We start from the raw sequence: 15575 nt of genomic DNA, 5'->3' as shown, positions 1-15575 counted from the left end.
GGGCTGGTTCAAGCCTCATCGACCGGTGTTCGCGGTCCCAGGGACAGCAGTCATAGAGAACCGCTACGCTTCCGCTTAAGCTCGCAGCGACAGGGGGTTTCGCGTGATCGTGGAGGTTTGGACAAGGGTCGAGGTGCGGGCGCTGCGTGACGCGGCGTTACGGATGACTCAGGAGCAGTTCGCCGAACAGATCGGGTGGTCTGTGGCGACCGTGCGAAAATGGGAACGTGCCACCGAATCGCGGCCGGTGCGCGGGCAACGTGCCGCCGACCTCGATAGCTGGCTGGCGAGGCTCAGCCCTGAGGCGATGCGCCGTTTTGCGCTCGCCGTATCCTCCGCTCGGCCTTCGTCGCCGGTGCAGCTTCCGTCGACCGCTGGGGTCGATGGAGAGGAGGAAGACGTGAACCGTCGCCAATTCGGACAGCTCGCAGCGATTGCCGCGGCGGTGCCGACGTGGAACCCACCTCGGATCGGGATGGCGGACGTGAAGAGGCTCAATGAATTCACATCCGAACTCAGGGGGTTAGACCAATTGGTGGGCGGAGCCAATCTCCTACCGAATGCTGTCGATGCCTTGGCGCAGGCTCAAGACCTGCTGCACGGCTCCGTTTTCAGCGATAAGGCAGGTCGAGCGTGGATGTCCGCAGTTGGGGAGCTTGCGGTCGCGACGGGCTGGCTTGCGCACGACGCGGACCAGACTGATGTTGCTCGGCGCTGTTACGCCGATGCGCTGTCGCTGGCGTCCGCAGCGGATGACGACGATCTGACCACCCATGCGGCGCTGAACTCCGCCTTGCAGATCATCAGCTTGGCACGGCGCGGAGAAGCTTCTCCCTCCTATGCGCAAATGCTTATTCAACGTGCCGGTGATCTGGTGCGACGTCGTCCGCCGGGACGTATTCACGCCCTGATCGCCGCGCGACAGGCTGCGGCCCACGGTGTGGCTGGCGACCGGCAGGGCGTAGCGCGCGCAATGTCTACAGCCTGGCGGGAGATGGACTCTGCTGTCGAGCACGAGCCGACCGAGGACTGTGAGCCCTGGCTGCGGTTCGTCACACACTCGGAGGTCCGTGGGCATGAAGCACGTGCCCATACCGCCACAGGGAACCATGGCCGGGCGCTGGCATTGTACGAGGTCGCGGCGGCGGAACCGGCGAGTGCGCGAAACGCAGCCAATGCGGCTGCTTGGTTCGCCGCTGCCCTGGCTCGGACTGGTGACGCGTCAGGAGCAATCGATGCAGCACAGCCAGTCCTCGAAACCCTGGAGAAATCGGTTGCCTCGCCGCGCACATTGCGGGTGTTGAAGCCGGTCCGGCTCGCGGCCGACGCTGGGGCCGACGGTGAGGAGTTCCGGGAGCGGTTCGATGCGCTTACGACAACGAAAGGCCGAGCAGTTGACTGAGTTCCACCGATTCGACCAACGGGGCGCCCGCGAGATCCGCGACACCGTGCAGGATGTGTATGCGCGTGCCTATGCGGAATCTGTCGAAAGCGGTGACCCGTTCGAATCATTGGAAGCGGCCATGCGCAGATTCGATGCCTACACGAACAGTCCAGGATTCGATCTGGTCGTGCTCTACGCCGATGGTGAGGCAATCGGACAGGCTTGGGGGTGGCCGCTCAACGAGAATTCTCGCTGGTGGAATAATCTGCGACTTCACGTCGAGGAACCAGATTTTACTACGGAGGATGGGGTGCGGACCTTCGCGCTGTCCGAGATCATGGTGGTGCGCGAGCACACCGGACGGGGTTACGCGAGGGCGTTGCACGACGAGCTGTTGGATGGTCGGGGGGAGCGGCGGGCGACACTGCTGGTAGACCCGACGAACGAGCACGCGTATGAGCGGTATCGAAAATGGGGTTGGTCTCGGGTAGGGGTTCTACAACCGAGTTGGGAAGGCGCTCCCACGTTCGACGTACTAATTCGCAGTTTGCCGCTGTAAGCGGGATGAACCGCACTTAGCCGACCTATCGCCTGATTGAGAGCGTCGCACTTGACGGCGGTTGCCGAATTTCGCCATACAGGCTCAAGAGGCGCCGGCGCTGCGACACGCAGCGCGCTCCCTGTACTGCGGTTGCGCGGCGCGTCGGCGCGGCGGTGGCACGCAGCGCCGTCACCACCAGACCCGAGATGGCTGAATTTCCGATAACCGAGAAGTGTGGGCACGACGAGAGCCGTACCGATTTACCTCCCGCAGTCGTCCACAGCCGGCACTCTGCTCGGTCGACCGGCTGTGGTCCAGCTCCATCGAGTTGCCGAATGAAGAAGTGCTCAGTTGTCGACGTGGATGCCCGTCCATCTAACGCGAACCTAATTGATTTCGCTCCTTGACGTGCATCTTCAAATTCTCGCGGTAGAACCTGTAGCGCTGGTGACCCGCCAACGCATCGCGTATCTCCTTGGCACCGAACCCAGCGTGAGACAGAAGGCACAACCGCAATACCCAGATGACCGACGACTCCACGATCATCCAGTTGTAGAGCTGGACATCCAACGAGACGATCGGGTTGTGGTGTGCTAGATCATTGCGGGCCTTCTTGACCAGCTTCGCCCAGCCGGTGACAGGAGCCGTCACTTCGCGATCAACGCGCAGTGCCATCCTGTGGAGGTCGGTAGCGCGACGCACGTATTCCGGGTTTCCCCCAATGATCCGCTTGTGTATCCCCTCTACCAGCGAACATGCTGTGAGCGCGTGAACCTGGACAGCATTGCCTTCGACAGGATCAGCGACTGCAGCAGCTAGCCCGTCCATCTTCTGTTCGATCTCCAGCCATCGCGCGAGTCGTTCGAGAGTGAGCGATTCCGGCGGCAAGAGGTTGTGAGGGTTTGGCCAGGAGGTCTTGCTCGGGTCCTGACTGTCCGCCTTCACCGTGATCCAATCCGTCTGACCTGCTTCACGGACCCGCACGCGGAGGGGGGTCAAATCCACGTCGAGCGCCAGTTTCGCCAGCGTGATTACTGACCACATAGCACGGTCAGCGGATCGCAACGACAGAACGGACGATAGTCTCAGCGTGAGCCAGACCTCCCCGTCATCGCTGTAGGTGCATTCGATCTTGCCAGCTGCGCTGGAGGCCGAGTCATTTTCGGCTAGGTGAGCCCACCACCCGGGATTATCGAGGACGAAAGATATGGCATCAATTTTCGTCGAGAAGCCGTCGATGAGGTGAGCGCCGATGATGAGCTTGTACGGCTCCCAAATCTGCCGCAGTGGCGATCTCGCAAAGTCGATCATGTTGCCTGCCGGGTGCTGGAGATATGAGTCAATGCAGGTCACAGGCCCGATTACGGTATCTCCAACTATGACACGCGGCGCGTAGTCAGCAACGATCCGAGCGGGGTCGCCGCTACGAGAAATCCTCAGGCCAGTCTTGGTGATGGAGACTTGATTCGCCAGCTCATCCACCAACCGAGTCTTGAGCGTCAGACGAGCTCGCGCCCCCGGCTCCCACGTCACATCCCCGGCGACACGCTTCGTCGTGTCGTCAGGCGACCAGAAATGTCCCGATGCTTCCAGTGCGTCCACGCTGCCACGATAGTTCGAGCAGGCAGGCCGCGGCGCCGAACGAACACATGAATAGCCATGGTAGAAGGAGCATTCAGCCCTCAGAGGCTGACATTCGCGACCTTCGGCCGCGTGGCCCTGCTGAGTGGGATACGAAGCTATTTCGACACGCCGTGCTGAACAGGAACGTTGGGGATGGTCAATTGACACCGGGATACGCCCACCCGATGGTGCACATTACATACGAGGTATGTAATGTGCACCGTGCGCCGTAGTCATTTTGACTACGAGCAGGAGGAGCGAGGAAGGCCGCACGCCCTGAGACAGCGAACGACCTTCCTCGGTGGGTGTGACCGGATCAGCGTGGAATGGAAAGTGCCGCGAGGACAGCAACCACCAGCCACGCCGGGCACCAGATAGAGACCCTGATTCCGACATTTCGGGTCAGGGTTTCTGCTTTCCGGCGATGTTTCCGTGTCATGCACTCACCTCCTTTCCAGGAGGAGTGCGTCGGTCCTGGGACTAACGCCGCCGGTAACAGTATCCGGGCCACTGAGATTCGGGTCTGTCGGGGGTGTTCACGGGCGATTCATGCCGGACGGTGGCGTCCGCGTTCATTCCGCACCACGACCAACTCAGCCAACCGAACTAGCGTTCCAAACAGCTGTTTTCGCAGGTCGACTGGTAACGCCAACTTCAGTAGACGGGGCCGTGACCTGCAACTTTACTGGTCATAGAACTGTGGCCCCGTTCACGCTGGGCTCAAGGCACTAGAGTCGCGTCATACCGTGGACGGAGCAGAGGGAACGCGTTGAGCGCGATCGCGTGAGAGTCGAGGACATCTATGGCGGGCGTTCGCTGGGCGGCATAACGGACGCCAAAGACGATGTTTACGCCTTCTTGCCAACGGCCGCGAGTACGACGTACTTGAAATTGCCAGGCAAGCAACCTCGCACAAGGCCGCGTTTCATAAGCCCGATGCTGTGGGATGGAACCCGTTGTCCGGGTTGAGAAGTTGGTGATATGGCGAGGTCTCCGGTAGTTGGTTGAACGACCAAGCACAACCGGAGACCAACCGGAGACCTCTTGAACAGCGTAACGGCAACGTGCCGTGCGGATCTGACCGATGCCCAGTGGGCAAAACTGAAACCGTTACTACCTGCCGGTATGAAACCGGACCGGCCACCGCGGTGGTCGAAACGACGGTTGATCGACGGGATCCGGTGGCGGATCCGGACCGGCAGTCCGTGGCGTGATATTCCGACGGTGTATGGGCCGTGGCAGACGGTGTATGGGTTGTTCCGCCGCTGGCAGCGTGACGGCACGTGGGAATCGATGCTGACCGCGCTGCAAGCCCACGCCGACGCCGGCGGTGAGATCGAGTGGACAGTGAGCGTGGACTCCACGATCGCCCGCGCGCATCAGCATGCGGCGGGCGCCCGCCGCGACTTCGACGGCCAGGTCGAACCGGCTGGCGGTTTCGACGACGAACCCGCTGACCACGGGTTGGGACGGTCGCGGGGTGGGTTCACCACGAAGCTGCACCTGGCCGCCGACCAGGGGCAGCGGCCGTTGGCCCTGGTGGTCACGCCTGGCCAGTGGGCTGATTGCCCGCAGTTCACGACGGTGCTCGGCGAGGTTCGGGTGCCGCGACTCGGGGTCGGTGGCACTCGGTCGCGGCCGGATCGGGTGCTGGCCGACAATGCCTATTCTTCGGCGGCCAACCGTGCTTACCTGCGGCAACGCGGGATCAAGGCAACCATCCCGGTCAAGGCGGACCATGCGGCGCATCGCGTGGCCAAGGGCAACGCCGGTGGCCGACCGCCGGCATTCGACCCAAACCTCTACAAACTGCGTCACGCCGTGGAATGCGCGATCAGCCGCCTCAAACAGCACCGCGCAGTGGCCACCCGCTACGACAAACTCGCTGTTCGCTACCTGGCCACGGTCCGAGTTGCCGCGATCAACCTGTGGTTATCCGGCCACGGCTTATGAAACGCGGCCTAGGTGTTATTTCTCAACAGAGCCGAGGACTTCTCTGATCCGCTCGCGACCTCCGGCCGCGTGGCCCTGCTGGCCGGTGGCCTGCACTATGTTCCCGCGCTCCTCCACCGCCGAGGGCGCCTACGGCATCACTCCGTGATGGCTATCGCCACCCTTGACCGTAGAGCCTCTACGCGAGAAGGGCGGGCCCTGTTGGGGCAGGCGGGTAGCCAGCCCTATCAAGGCGCAGACCACCAGCCAGCAGGACCAAAGGTTAAGCGGCGGATCGGGCGGGGACGCGGCAACGAAGGGTTGAAATGCGCGTGCTGGCCAGCGAAACGATCTAGGCTCTGGTGATGCCGCCAGTTAAGTGGGATGAAGTTGCACGCGATGTCTACGAAGACATTGTCTCGGTCCTTCTCAGCACTCTAAATCCGGACGCACAGCGAATTGATGGCGCAGGAGGAGACGACGGGCGCGACGTTCAGATTATCACAGAGACCGAACTTCACATTTTCGAATGTAAATCATTTACTGGGCGCCTGGGGGTGGAGAAAGGCCGGCGAAACCAGGTGGAACGCAGTCTGAAGACCGCCATGCTTCACCAGCCCGATTCGTGGACGCTGATCGTTCCAATCAACCGAACGCCAGCCGAGGAGAAATGGTTTAACAAGCTTCCTGAACAGCTCGGGATTACTTGCCCGATCAAATGGCTGGACAAAGACTGGCTCGACAAGAAAATGATTGAGAATGAACGGATTCGTAGGTATTTCATCGACGGCGTAAATGATGAAGTTGTGCAATTGTTGCGTGAACTAAATCAGGAAGGGGCCAGTTTTGGGAGTGACATAAATATCGCACTTACGCGGGTTCAAAATATTGTTCGCCGATTGAACGATATTGACCCCTATTATCGGATAGATATTGCCGTAACTGGAAATCAAACCACAGTGGCGTACGTGCCTCGCTGGAAAGGCGCCGAGCAGGAGAGGCCTATATCGCTGTCGGTAAGTTTTGAATTTCCAGACACGGAAATCGGCAGGATTGAATCCGCGAAATTCTCCGAGGCCGTGAGGCGAGGAGACGCGGTCACCGTTAGCGATTCCTATGTGCGTATAAAATCTGCTACCGGACCGATAGGCATAACCCAGCTAACTGGAACCTCGGCAAATGTTCAGATCGGTTCTACTAGAAAGTCAATACCAGGCGGGCTCCCGGGGCGGTTGGTTGTGATAAGCCCTGAAGGCAGACGCTTGGCGAACCTTCCGGTGAGGTTTCACGAACGCAAAGTTGGAACTTCAGTAGCAACAATATATGCAGCCGATAAAACCGATTCGGTCAGCGTAAACGTCGAATTGGACCCTAGCCGATCCCGAGGGGATCTTGTGACGGCCCAAATAAATATCTCCTACAATCCTCGGGATGATACGTACCCTTCCGAACTGCTTCCAGTGCTCCAGTTCGGACACCATATGTGCAGTCCGAATACGGTGCAGTTGGAGCTGGGCAATGCTGGATCCGTCGGTGATACCGTCCCGCTCGGTAATCCCACGCCCGTGCCAGCCGCTTTTATAAGACAAGTAGAACGTTTGGCCCGTATACAAGCATCATCCAATACTCCATTTCCGGCGCCTATCGCGTTCACTCGCGAGCAGGTTCGTGAGATCGATCTCGCAACAAAACTATTGGACGGGGAGAGCCTAACTGTCGCAGGAGAGGTCCTGTTCAACGCCAAAGTGGAAAGATTGGACGACGACACTGAAAATACTGAGATTATGGACGAATCCTTGCTCGATTCACAGCTTCAGGTAATACTATCCGTATACGAGCCCATTGCTGTTTGTGGCGAGCAGGTGTACCTCGGGCAAGGTGCCTACTTCTGCGCGAATGTTTCGGTGGCGAATGCGGAGGAAGCTCGCCGTGTCCTACGCGGCGAGCTTGAAACGGATGGCTTTCGTCTTGTGTTGGCGCCAGCGGACGATGCCCCTGTGAAGTATCGTCTCCTTGCATCTTCTGACCCAGAGGAGCTCAATGTTACGGGTGCCGTCGTATTCGGCCTAGCGGAGAGCGAGTAGTTCGATTGCATGGCTAACGCCACAGGTCCTGAACGGATCGAGTGCGGGGTCAACCTCATCACTCCCTGTTTGCAAGAGTGAGGACAGAGAGGCCAGCCGAGGTGGTGAGCACAGGTCTGACGACAATGTCGATGGCGGCTTGGCGTCGCACCGCCACCTCGCTTAGCTTGGGTGAAACACAGAATCGCGAGCGGGTCCGGTGCTCTCCGGTGTGGGGATCGGGTGGGGACCGCACGTCGTTCGCGACCATGCACAACGCACAGAACGGGGTGCCCAGCGTCGACATGCGCACCATGCATGAAGTGCGCGTATTCGAGTCCACCATTCTTGGGGGTCAAGTCTGTCGGTGGCGACAGATCTGACGACAACACCGACGACAACTGAGACCCCGCGCCGTTCACTTCACGCCGGCGGAGGGGCGAACACCTTGGTCTGAGGATCGTCCCGTGCCTGGCAGCGTGGGGCCAGGGCTTGAGGCCCTTGGCTTCAAGATGCGAGTCGGCTCCGGCGATACGTCGGAGCTGATCTGTTCCGCTTGAGCGACACCGCGTTCACCCCGCCGTCGGCCAAATCTCCGATATGGCCGCGATGTCCTCGTTATACGGTTCGGGCCTAACTACGTTGATCGCGTAGCGCACGTCGGCGAATTTTGCCAGTCTGCGTTTTAGGGAGATCTGCGACGATTTTGACTGCCCTGGGCCTTTTATAGGGCGCGAGTCGATCTCGGCTGAATACGATCAGGTCGTCGGCCTGCACGGTCTGTCCGTCCTTTAGGGAAACGTAGGCGACAACTGACTCACCGCGATAGTCGTCAGGAATCCCTACTACCGCTGCTTCGAGCACGGCCGGATGTTCGTAGAGGACATCCTCGACCTCGCGCGGCCACACCTTGTATCCGGAGACGTTGATCTGGTCTTTGATCCTATCGACCAGGTAAACCCAGCCTTGTTCATCGACAATCGCGCTGTCGCCGGTTCGGAGGTGGCCTCCTTGCAGGGCGGCTTCAGATTCTTCTGGTTTGCGCCAGTATCCGCGGATGACCTGGGGGCCGATGACGACGAGTTCGCCTTGCGTGCCAGGTGGGAGGAGATGACCTTCGGAGTCGACAATCTCGGCGTTCACTCCAGGGAGCGGCAGTCCGATGGAAAGGGTGCCGCTGTCCGGATCGATCGGAGCGCTTGTGCCGGGCGGGACCGCAGTAACTGCTGAGGAGGTTTCGGTCATGCCGTAGGCGTTGTGGATGTAGTGGCCGAAGCGTTCCTGGAAGCGGGTGACTGTGCTCGGTGGGACCGGCGCGCCCCCGCTGTACAGGGTTTTGATGGTGGAGAAGTGTTCGGCAGTGGCGTATTCCGAGTTCATCATCGCGTTGAAGGCGGTGATGGAGCCGATGGTGTAGGTGACGCCGTGTTCGCGGAGGGCGTCGACCGCTACGTCGGTGGTGAAGCGGCCGGTGAAGACCAGGGAGGTGCGTTCGGTGAGGGTGAGGGCGCCGATGACGACCGCGCCGGTGATGTGGAAGAGCGGGGCCAGGGCGTAGACGACGTCACCGGGGGTGATGCCGGCGAGTTCGGTGAAGCTGGTGGTTACGGCGCGGACGTTGGCGTGCGAGTTCATGGCGCCCTTGGGCGGGCCGGTGGTGCCGGAGGTGTAGGCGAGGAAAGCGAGGTCGTCGCCGTGTACCTGGATCGTCGGGGGTTTCCGGCCCGCGTACTCGTGGGCCAAAGTGAGTAGGTCTGCGGAACTCTTGTCGGCAGGGGTGGTTTCGGGTTTGAAGACGCGGGGGTCGTTGCGGGACTGGAGGTCCGACTCCGCGGTGCCGATACCCAGCCGACTGTGGTGCCCTCGACGTCCTCCTGGACCTGCCGGACATCGCGGTCGGTGGTGATGATCCCGACCGGTTCGGCGTCGGTGACGAGTTCGCGGAGTTCGCGGCCGCGATACATCGGGTTGAGCAGCAGGGCGATCGCGCCGAGTTTCCAGAGGGCGAGCAGGACGAGCGCGTATTGCGGGATGTTCTGGAGGTGGATGCCCACCCGTTCACCGTGGCCGACGAAAGCGGCCACGAGGGCGGTGGTGAGGTCGTTGGTCTCGCGGACGGTGACTGTGGTGTCGAGGCAATGATCACCCCGAGATCAGAGGCAACCAGCGATCCTGGTTGTCGGCCAACGGTTCTCCCAGCGGCAGAGGCACGAAGCGGCAGGCGAATCTCAAACCGTGGTCGGCTCCTTCGCCGTCGGCTTGGTGGAGCCAGGCGTCGGCTGCGTCGGGTTCGGCGTGCAGGTTGTAGAAGGTGTTCGGCGGGGGAGGTTGGTGAGGGAGTGGGGGTGGTCGTCTACGGCGATTCGGTCGGCAATGGAGACATTGATCAGGCCGGTTTCTTCGGCTACTTCGCGGAGGACCGCTGTGTCGAGGGCTTCCCCGGGGTGTACGCCTCCGGCAGGGATCTGGGTTCCTGCTTCGGGGAGGCCGACGCGGTCGAAGACGAGGAGTTGAGGGGCTGTGCGGTATCTGACGACGTAGGTGGCTACGCGGACTCTCGGATGGTGCACTGTGGCATGGTGCCCGAGTGGGGTGGCGATTGGCGAGCCTTCTTGCGCGAGATATCGCCCGGACCAGCGATGCCGCGCTCACGCAACGACGCGAAATCCCACTATTGGGAACATCCTGACTGCACAATGGCCCGATGCGAACCTATACCCGTGCACTGCTGGCGGCGATCGCCGCGGTGCTCGTCGTTTTCGCGCCTACTATCGCGGCGGCCCCCGTGGTCGGCGGCTCGAATGATCAGGCTCCGTTTCCGGTGGCTCTGCAACCCGAGGGGATTCAAGCGCGCGGGGCCGCTCTTGCGGAGGGGAATACCGGGTTGATCGTGTGGTCGCGGGAGGCGCACACTCGGCTTCCGGTGGCCAGTCTCACCAAGGTGATGACGGCGTTGGTGGTGTTGGAGGCGGGGGATTTGGAGCGGGCGGTGACGGTGCCGCAGTCGGCGATCGATGCGTCGGCGGCGCATGGGGGGAGTTCGGCGGGGCTGGTGGCCGGTGAGGTGCTCACGGCGCGGCAGTTGTTGTACGCGATGATGTTGCCTTCGGGGTGTGATGCGGCGTATGCGCTGGCGGAGGCGTTCGGGCCGGGTCGGGAGGCGTTTATCGGGAAGATGAATGCGATGGCGCATCGGCTGGGGATGGGGAATACGCATTTCACCGATCCCAGTGGGCTGCCCGTTCCGGGTGATTACTCCACGTATTCGACGCCCGCTGACATGGTGCGGATGGGGCATCACGCCATGGGCAACCCGGTTTTCCGACAGGTCGTGGGGACGCGGGTCCATCATCAGCCCGGTGGGCCGGCGAATCGGGCGCATGTCTGGGAGAACACGAACGACCTGTTGCATCGGTATCCGGGGACCACGGGTATCAAGACCGGCTCCACGATCGCAGCGGGGACCTGCTTGTTGTTCGAGGCGCAGCGGGGTGCGCAGCGGTTGATCGGGGTGGTGCTGCACAGCGCGCCGTTCGATCTGGATGCCGCTACTGCCGATGCCGAACGCATCATGGACTGGGGGTTCCTGCCGGTCCTCAGTTCCATGTCGGCCGGCTGAGTTACCCGTTGTGGGCGTCACCTGGGATGAATCGAGGCCCGCGAGACTATGCGCTGAGGCTGGATGCGGCTCAGGTCGACCCGGGCCGCTCCGCGAAGATGCCGCGCAGCATCCCGGTCGCCTGGCCGATCTCGATGAGGTACCCGTCCGGGTCCCGCAGGTAGCAGCGCAGTTCGGCCTTGCGGTCGATGGGATCGGTCAGGAACCGCGCACCCTTGGCCGATGCGGTCGCATGGAAATCGGCGATATCGGCGACGCGCACATTGAGGAACGCCGATACCGGATCATCGGGCTCGGGTGGTGTCAGCGTGATATCGGGCTTATCCGGAGTGGGCCCGCCGCCGGGGTTCATGATGATCCAGCTGTTGGCCACCTTCACGATGCCCGGATTCTCCTCCAGCACCACCTCCCCGCCGAAGATGTCGGCATAGAACTGCCGAGAAACCGCCACATCGCGCACCGTGAGGAAATGGGTGACGAGCAACCCACTCGCGGGTACCGGCCAATCATCTGTGCTCGGCATGGCTGATTCCTTTCCGCCGGGGCCGGCCGGCGTGTTCGTCGACGTCGCTTACGGTGGGATTTTCTCGCTGTGTCCGGCCCAAACATCCCGGTGCGACACGGCCGCGAACATTCCTGAGTTGTCGAATCAGCAGCCGCCGCTCTCGTCAGCTGTCCCGGCCGTACCGGGAAATCCCCGAGAATGCTTCCCACCAGCAACGACGAGGCATACATTCGACCGTGTGAGGTGCGCCGCCCAGTAGTTCGACATGGCCGCTACGAAGGGAGCCTTCATGAGTACCGCTGCGGAGCGGGCCGCTCAGCTCGATCTGGTGGCTCGGCTCCGTTCGTCCTATCCGGAACTTCCCGATGCGCCGCCGCCCGATCTCATCGATCACGAGCGTTTCAAGGCGTATATGAAGACAGTGCACGACGTCGGCGGGGAGCCGGACGCGCCGATGAAGTTCGAGAACAAGCAGTACGAGGTGTGGGAGCACAACACCTACGTGATCTGTGAGGTGCTCGCCTGGCGTGGGATCTGGCTGTCGGAGGAGCGGCGCCGGATGGGCAACGTCGACGTCGGGCGGGCCATCTACCTGGGGTTGCCGTATTACGGGCGCTGGCTGCTCGCCGTCGCGCGCGTTCTCGTCGAGAAGCATCACATCGCGCTCGGCGAATTGAGTGAACGGATGGAGGAGGTGCGGGCGCGCTACGACGGCGGCCTCGCCGGAAAGTCGTTGGCGGCGCAGCCGAAATTCGAAGGTGACGGCTCGCAGGTGGCGCGCAACGAGCACCATATTCGTGCCGTCGGTAAGGGTGATCCGCAGGTGTTCGCGGGGCGAGCGGGAGAACCCGGTTTCCGGGTCGGCGATTCGGTCACCGTGCGCGATATGCCCGCGTTGCTGTACACCCGGACCCCGGAATACGTCCGCGGCGCCACCGGAGAGATCACCTCGGTGGCCTATGAAAGTCCGGCTGCCGAAGACGAGACGTGGGACCGCCCGGACGCGACACCCGAATGGTTCTATGTCGTCCGTTTCGATCTCGCCGAATTGTGGGACGGCTACACCGGTACGACGAACGACACGCTCCAGACCGAACTCCCGGAGCGCTGGTTGAAGCGCGCAGCATAAACAACCGTGTGCCAGAAAGGGATTCCATGGCCGAGCACGATCACGACCACGAACGCACGGTGGCGCCCATGGTCGAAGAAGTCACCGACTTCGAAGTGCTGGAGATCGCGCTACGCGAATTATGTATCGAGAAGGGCATTTTCACCGCCGAAGAACATCGCCGGTTCACCGAGTTCGCCGAGCAGATCGGCCCGACTCCGGCCGCGCATCTGGTCGCGCGGGCATGGCTCGATCCCGACTTCAGAACGCTCGCCCTGACCGAACCGATGACGGCAAGCAAGGAAGTCGGGGTGGATTGGCTCGAACCCACCGGATTCGGAACACCCAGCGATTTCACGGCATTCGAGATTCTCGAAGACACCCCCACCCTGCATCACGTGATCGTCTGCGCGTTGTGCTCCTGCTATCCGCGACCGATCCTCGGTAATTCGCCCGAGTGGTATCGCACCCCGAACTATCGGCGGCGCATGGTGCGTTGGCCACGCCAGGTCCTCGCCGAATTCGGGCTGTATCTGAGCGACGATGTGGCCATCCGGGTGCAGGATTCCAACCAGAAGCACCGGTTCATGGTGATGCCGGTGCGTCCGGAAGGCACCGAGGGATGGGATGAGGATCAGCTCGCCGAGATCGTCACCCGCGATTGCCTGATCGGGGTGGCGTTGCCCACACCGGGCGTCACCAGCAATGTCATCACCGACACCCGGCCTGCGATCCATCCGGTCGACTGAGGGGAGCCCGAGCGTGAGTACGGCAGCGGAGTCCGAGATCGCGCCCTTGCGAAAGATCGTGGCGCGCAATCAGGTATGGCCGCGCATGGCGGCCGAATATGGCGTCACTAATCTGGTTCCCCCGTGGAAGACGAGTCTGGACGGGATGTGCGATGCACTCGATCGCGCCGAGGGCGCAGCGGGCGTGCCCGACCTCGAGGAGCGTCGGGACGACGAGGACCGGCTGACCTCCACCCTCTACGCCGATCTGCCCTACCCGGAAAACCAGCTCGTCGCGCTGGCACACACCCTCGTCGCTCGCGGTGTCATCGACGAGGCGGAACTCCAGCAGCGCCTCGAGGCCGTCCGGGCCAGGCTCGAAGCCTGATCCGCCGGTGCCGCATCCATCCGGAGGGCACCGGCGGATCGCTGGTCACAGCGGCAACAGGTGATGCTTGCGCGGGTATCGGATGACCTGCTTGTCCCGCAGCAGATGCAGCGCCTTACGGAGCTCGAGCCGGGTGGCCGACGGCTCGATCACGGCGTCGATGTAGCCGCGTTCGGCGGCGATCCACGGCGTCGCGATGGTCGCGTTGTAGAAATCGATCATCTGCTGACGGACCGCGGCGCGCTGCTCGTCGGGGGTGGCGTCGAGAATCTTGCGCTGGGTCAGCCCGACGGCGCTCTCGGCGCCCATGACCGCGATGCGGGCGGTGGGCCAGGCCAGGTAGACGTCGCAGCCCAGCGCCTTGGCGCCCATCACGGCCCAGCCGCCGCCGTAGGCCTTGCGCACGACCACCGTCACCTTGGGCACGGTGGCCTCCACGTAGGCGAACAGGAAGCGGCCGCCGCGCTTGATGACGCCCACCTTCTCCTGTTCCACGCCGGGCAGGAAGCCGGGGGTGTCGACCACCAGCACCAGCGGGATCTCGAAGGCGTTGCAGATGTGGATGAAGTGCGCGGCCTTGTCGCTGGCCTTGGCGTCGAGGGCGCCGGCGAGCACGGTCGGCTGGTTGGCGACCACGCCGACCGGACGTCCGTCGACGCGGGCGAAGCCGGTGATGAGGTTCTTGGTCCCGGCCGCGCCGATCTCGTGGAATTCGCCGTCGTCGAAGATCCGGACCAGCACATCGTGCATGTCGTAGACGGAGTTGTCGGAGTCGGGAACGAGCGTGTTCAGCGACAGATCGGATTCGGTGATCTCGGGCTCGAGGCCGGGGTTCACGATCGGTGGCTGCTCGACCGCGCTCGACGGCAGGTAGCTCAGGTAGTTGCGGACCCACGCGAAGGCGGCGGCCTCGTCCTTGGCGACGTGGTGGATATTGCCGTACGCGGCCTGGTTGTAGGCGCCGCCCAGCTCCTCCATATCGACCTTTTCGCCGAGGGCGTCCTCGATGATCTTGGGCCCGGTGACGAACATGTGCGCGCTCTCGGTGGCGACCACGACGTCGGTGCAGATCGGCTGGTACACCGCACCGGCGGCGCAGTTGCCGAGGATGAGCGAGACCATCGGCACCGCACCCGAGAGCGGCTCCATCTTGGTCGCCAGCTCGCCGTACCAGCGCAGCGAGGTGACCGCCTCCTGGACGCGTGCGCCGCCGGAGTCGTTGATGCCGATCAGCGGGCAGCCCATCTTGCCCGCCAGCTCCATGATCGCGGCGACCTTACGGCCGAACATCTCGCCGATGGTGCCGCCGTACACGGTCTGATCATGGGAGAACACCGCCACCGGGCGACCGTCGACCAGGCCGCGACCGGTGACCACGCCATCGCCGTAAAGGGCGTTCTTGTCGTTGGGGTTGCGCACGAGTGCGCCGAGCTCCACGAAGGTGCCCGGGTCCAGCAGCATGTCGATGCGGTCGCGGGCGGACGGAATACCCTTACGTGCGCGTTTGGCGGCCCCCGCCTCTCCGGCCGGTTCCTGCGCGATCTCGAGCTTCTTGCGCAGGTCGGCGAGCTTGTCGGCGGTTGTACTCATCGATAATCATCCAGTTTTTTCAGCAGGAACACCGCACCGTGATCGGGGGCTTTGACACCGTACCCGGAACGATGGTCGGCCGGGGTTCCCAGGC

Annotated in this window: 14 protein-coding genes; 8 read left to right on the top strand and 6 right to left on the bottom strand. The window is 62.5% G+C overall.

Translation table 11 applies throughout. The features are described 5' to 3' along the window. Nucleotides 1-103: 103 nt before the first annotated feature. Both AC4HOU_RS15790 and AC4HOU_RS15785 read left to right on the top strand, forming a co-directional pair. Nucleotides 104-1402 (top strand): helix-turn-helix domain-containing protein, encoded by a 1299-nt coding sequence (locus AC4HOU_RS15790; protein ID WP_490724698.1) that lies wholly within the window; start codon nucleotides 104-106, stop codon nucleotides 1400-1402. Then, the gene (locus tag AC4HOU_RS15785; protein ID WP_490724697.1) at nucleotides 1395-1943 is read left to right on the top strand and encodes a GNAT family N-acetyltransferase; all 549 of its coding nucleotides are present in this window, start codon (nucleotides 1395-1397) and stop codon (nucleotides 1941-1943) included. Before AC4HOU_RS15790 ends, AC4HOU_RS15785 begins: the two co-directional genes overlap by 8 nt. Nucleotides 1944-2300: 357 nt before the next feature. Here AC4HOU_RS15785 and AC4HOU_RS15780 read toward each other — a convergent pair whose 3' ends face one another. Then, nucleotides 2301-3527: an ApeA N-terminal domain 1-containing protein gene (locus AC4HOU_RS15780; RefSeq protein ID WP_490724696.1), complete on the bottom strand. Its 1227-nt coding sequence runs from the start codon at nucleotides 3525-3527 to the stop codon at nucleotides 2301-2303. A gap of 1065 nt (nucleotides 3528-4592) precedes the next feature. Between AC4HOU_RS15780 and AC4HOU_RS15775 the strand changes: the two genes are divergently transcribed. Together AC4HOU_RS15775 and AC4HOU_RS15770 are read left to right on the top strand one after the other, a co-directional pair. Beyond that, entirely contained in the window at nucleotides 4593-5501 is a 909-nt protein-coding gene (locus AC4HOU_RS15775) for an IS5 family transposase (RefSeq protein ID WP_490724695.1), read from the top strand. A 344-nt stretch (nucleotides 5502-5845) separates the two neighbouring features. Next, nucleotides 5846-7564: a hypothetical protein gene (locus AC4HOU_RS15770; protein ID WP_490724694.1), complete on the top strand. Its 1719-nt coding sequence runs from the start codon at nucleotides 5846-5848 to the stop codon at nucleotides 7562-7564. Between the two features lie 612 nt (nucleotides 7565-8176). On the opposite strand, the gene AC4HOU_RS15765 is transcribed toward AC4HOU_RS15770, so the two are convergent. From AC4HOU_RS15765 to AC4HOU_RS15755, 3 genes are all read right to left on the bottom strand, one after another. Further along, the gene (locus AC4HOU_RS15765) at nucleotides 8177-9286 is read right to left on the bottom strand and encodes a class I adenylate-forming enzyme family protein (protein ID WP_490724693.1); all 1110 of its coding nucleotides are present in this window, start codon (nucleotides 9284-9286) and stop codon (nucleotides 8177-8179) included. Beyond that, nucleotides 9175-9597: an AMP-binding protein gene (locus AC4HOU_RS15760; RefSeq protein ID WP_490724844.1), complete on the bottom strand. Its 423-nt coding sequence runs from the start codon at nucleotides 9595-9597 to the stop codon at nucleotides 9175-9177. Before AC4HOU_RS15760 ends, AC4HOU_RS15765 begins: the two co-directional genes overlap by 112 nt. A 174-nt stretch (nucleotides 9598-9771) precedes the next feature. Continuing rightward, nucleotides 9772-10113, bottom strand: a complete 342-nt coding sequence (locus AC4HOU_RS15755; RefSeq protein WP_416383068.1) for an NUDIX domain-containing protein — start codon at nucleotides 10111-10113, stop codon at nucleotides 9772-9774. Between the two features lie 134 nt (nucleotides 10114-10247). Here AC4HOU_RS15755 and AC4HOU_RS15750 point away from each other — a divergent pair, with 134 nt between their 5' ends. Next, complete coding sequence (locus AC4HOU_RS15750; RefSeq protein WP_490724692.1) at nucleotides 10248-11162, top strand: D-alanyl-D-alanine carboxypeptidase family protein; 915 nt, start codon at nucleotides 10248-10250, stop codon at nucleotides 11160-11162. Between the two features lie 70 nt (nucleotides 11163-11232). Here the strand turns inward: AC4HOU_RS15750 and AC4HOU_RS15745 are convergent, their stop codons facing one another. Further along, the gene (locus AC4HOU_RS15745; protein WP_490724691.1) at nucleotides 11233-11685 is read right to left on the bottom strand and encodes a VOC family protein; all 453 of its coding nucleotides are present in this window, start codon (nucleotides 11683-11685) and stop codon (nucleotides 11233-11235) included. 271 nt (nucleotides 11686-11956) lie between these two features. Here AC4HOU_RS15745 and AC4HOU_RS15740 point away from each other — a divergent pair, with 271 nt between their 5' ends. Genes AC4HOU_RS15740 through AC4HOU_RS15730 form a run of 3 tightly spaced genes read left to right on the top strand, consistent with a single transcriptional unit; the run spans nucleotide 11957 to nucleotide 13891 of the window. Continuing rightward, the gene (locus tag AC4HOU_RS15740) at nucleotides 11957-12796 is read left to right on the top strand and encodes an SH3-like domain-containing protein (RefSeq protein ID WP_490724690.1); all 840 of its coding nucleotides are present in this window, start codon (nucleotides 11957-11959) and stop codon (nucleotides 12794-12796) included. 26 nt (nucleotides 12797-12822) lie between these two features. Then, the gene (gene scnC / locus AC4HOU_RS15735; protein ID WP_194990290.1) at nucleotides 12823-13524 is read left to right on the top strand and encodes a thiocyanate hydrolase subunit gamma; all 702 of its coding nucleotides are present in this window, start codon (nucleotides 12823-12825) and stop codon (nucleotides 13522-13524) included. Nucleotides 13525-13537: 13 nt separating this feature from the next. Then, nucleotides 13538-13891 carry an SH3-like domain-containing protein gene (locus AC4HOU_RS15730; RefSeq protein ID WP_280213728.1) on the top strand — a complete coding sequence of 118 codons (354 nt, stop codon included), beginning with the start codon at nucleotides 13538-13540 and terminating at the stop codon, nucleotides 13889-13891. Nucleotides 13892-13936: 45 nt separating this feature from the next. Here AC4HOU_RS15730 and AC4HOU_RS15725 read toward each other — a convergent pair whose 3' ends face one another. Then, nucleotides 13937-15481: an acyl-CoA carboxylase subunit beta gene (locus AC4HOU_RS15725; RefSeq protein WP_490724689.1), complete on the bottom strand. Its 1545-nt coding sequence runs from the start codon at nucleotides 15479-15481 to the stop codon at nucleotides 13937-13939. Nucleotides 15482-15575 lie beyond the last annotated feature (94 nt).

The organism is Nocardia sp. JCM 38205, from assembly GCF_058222935.1.
The sequence above is the reverse complement of the archived record's forward strand: the minus strand, read 5'-3'. Positions and strand labels throughout refer to the sequence as shown.

What these genes read in the sequence shown, in the direction of transcription:
- AC4HOU_RS15770 (WP_490724694.1), top strand. Translation starts at nt 5,846, where the DNA reads ATGCCGCCAGTTAAGTGGGATGAAGTTGCACGCGATGTCTACGAAGAC.
- AC4HOU_RS15740 (WP_490724690.1), top strand. Translation starts at nt 11,957, where the DNA reads ATGAGTACCGCTGCGGAGCGGGCCGCTCAGCTCGATCTGGTGGCTCGG.
- AC4HOU_RS15750 (WP_490724692.1), top strand. Translation starts at nt 10,248, where the DNA reads ATGCGAACCTATACCCGTGCACTGCTGGCGGCGATCGCCGCGGTGCTC.
- scnC (WP_194990290.1), top strand. Translation starts at nt 12,823, where the DNA reads ATGGCCGAGCACGATCACGACCACGAACGCACGGTGGCGCCCATGGTC.
- AC4HOU_RS15725 (WP_490724689.1), bottom strand. Translation starts at nt 15,481, where the DNA reads ATGAGTACAACCGCCGACAAGCTCGCCGACCTGCGCAAGAAGCTCGAG.
- AC4HOU_RS15745 (WP_490724691.1), bottom strand. Translation starts at nt 11,685, where the DNA reads ATGCCGAGCACAGATGATTGGCCGGTACCCGCGAGTGGGTTGCTCGTC.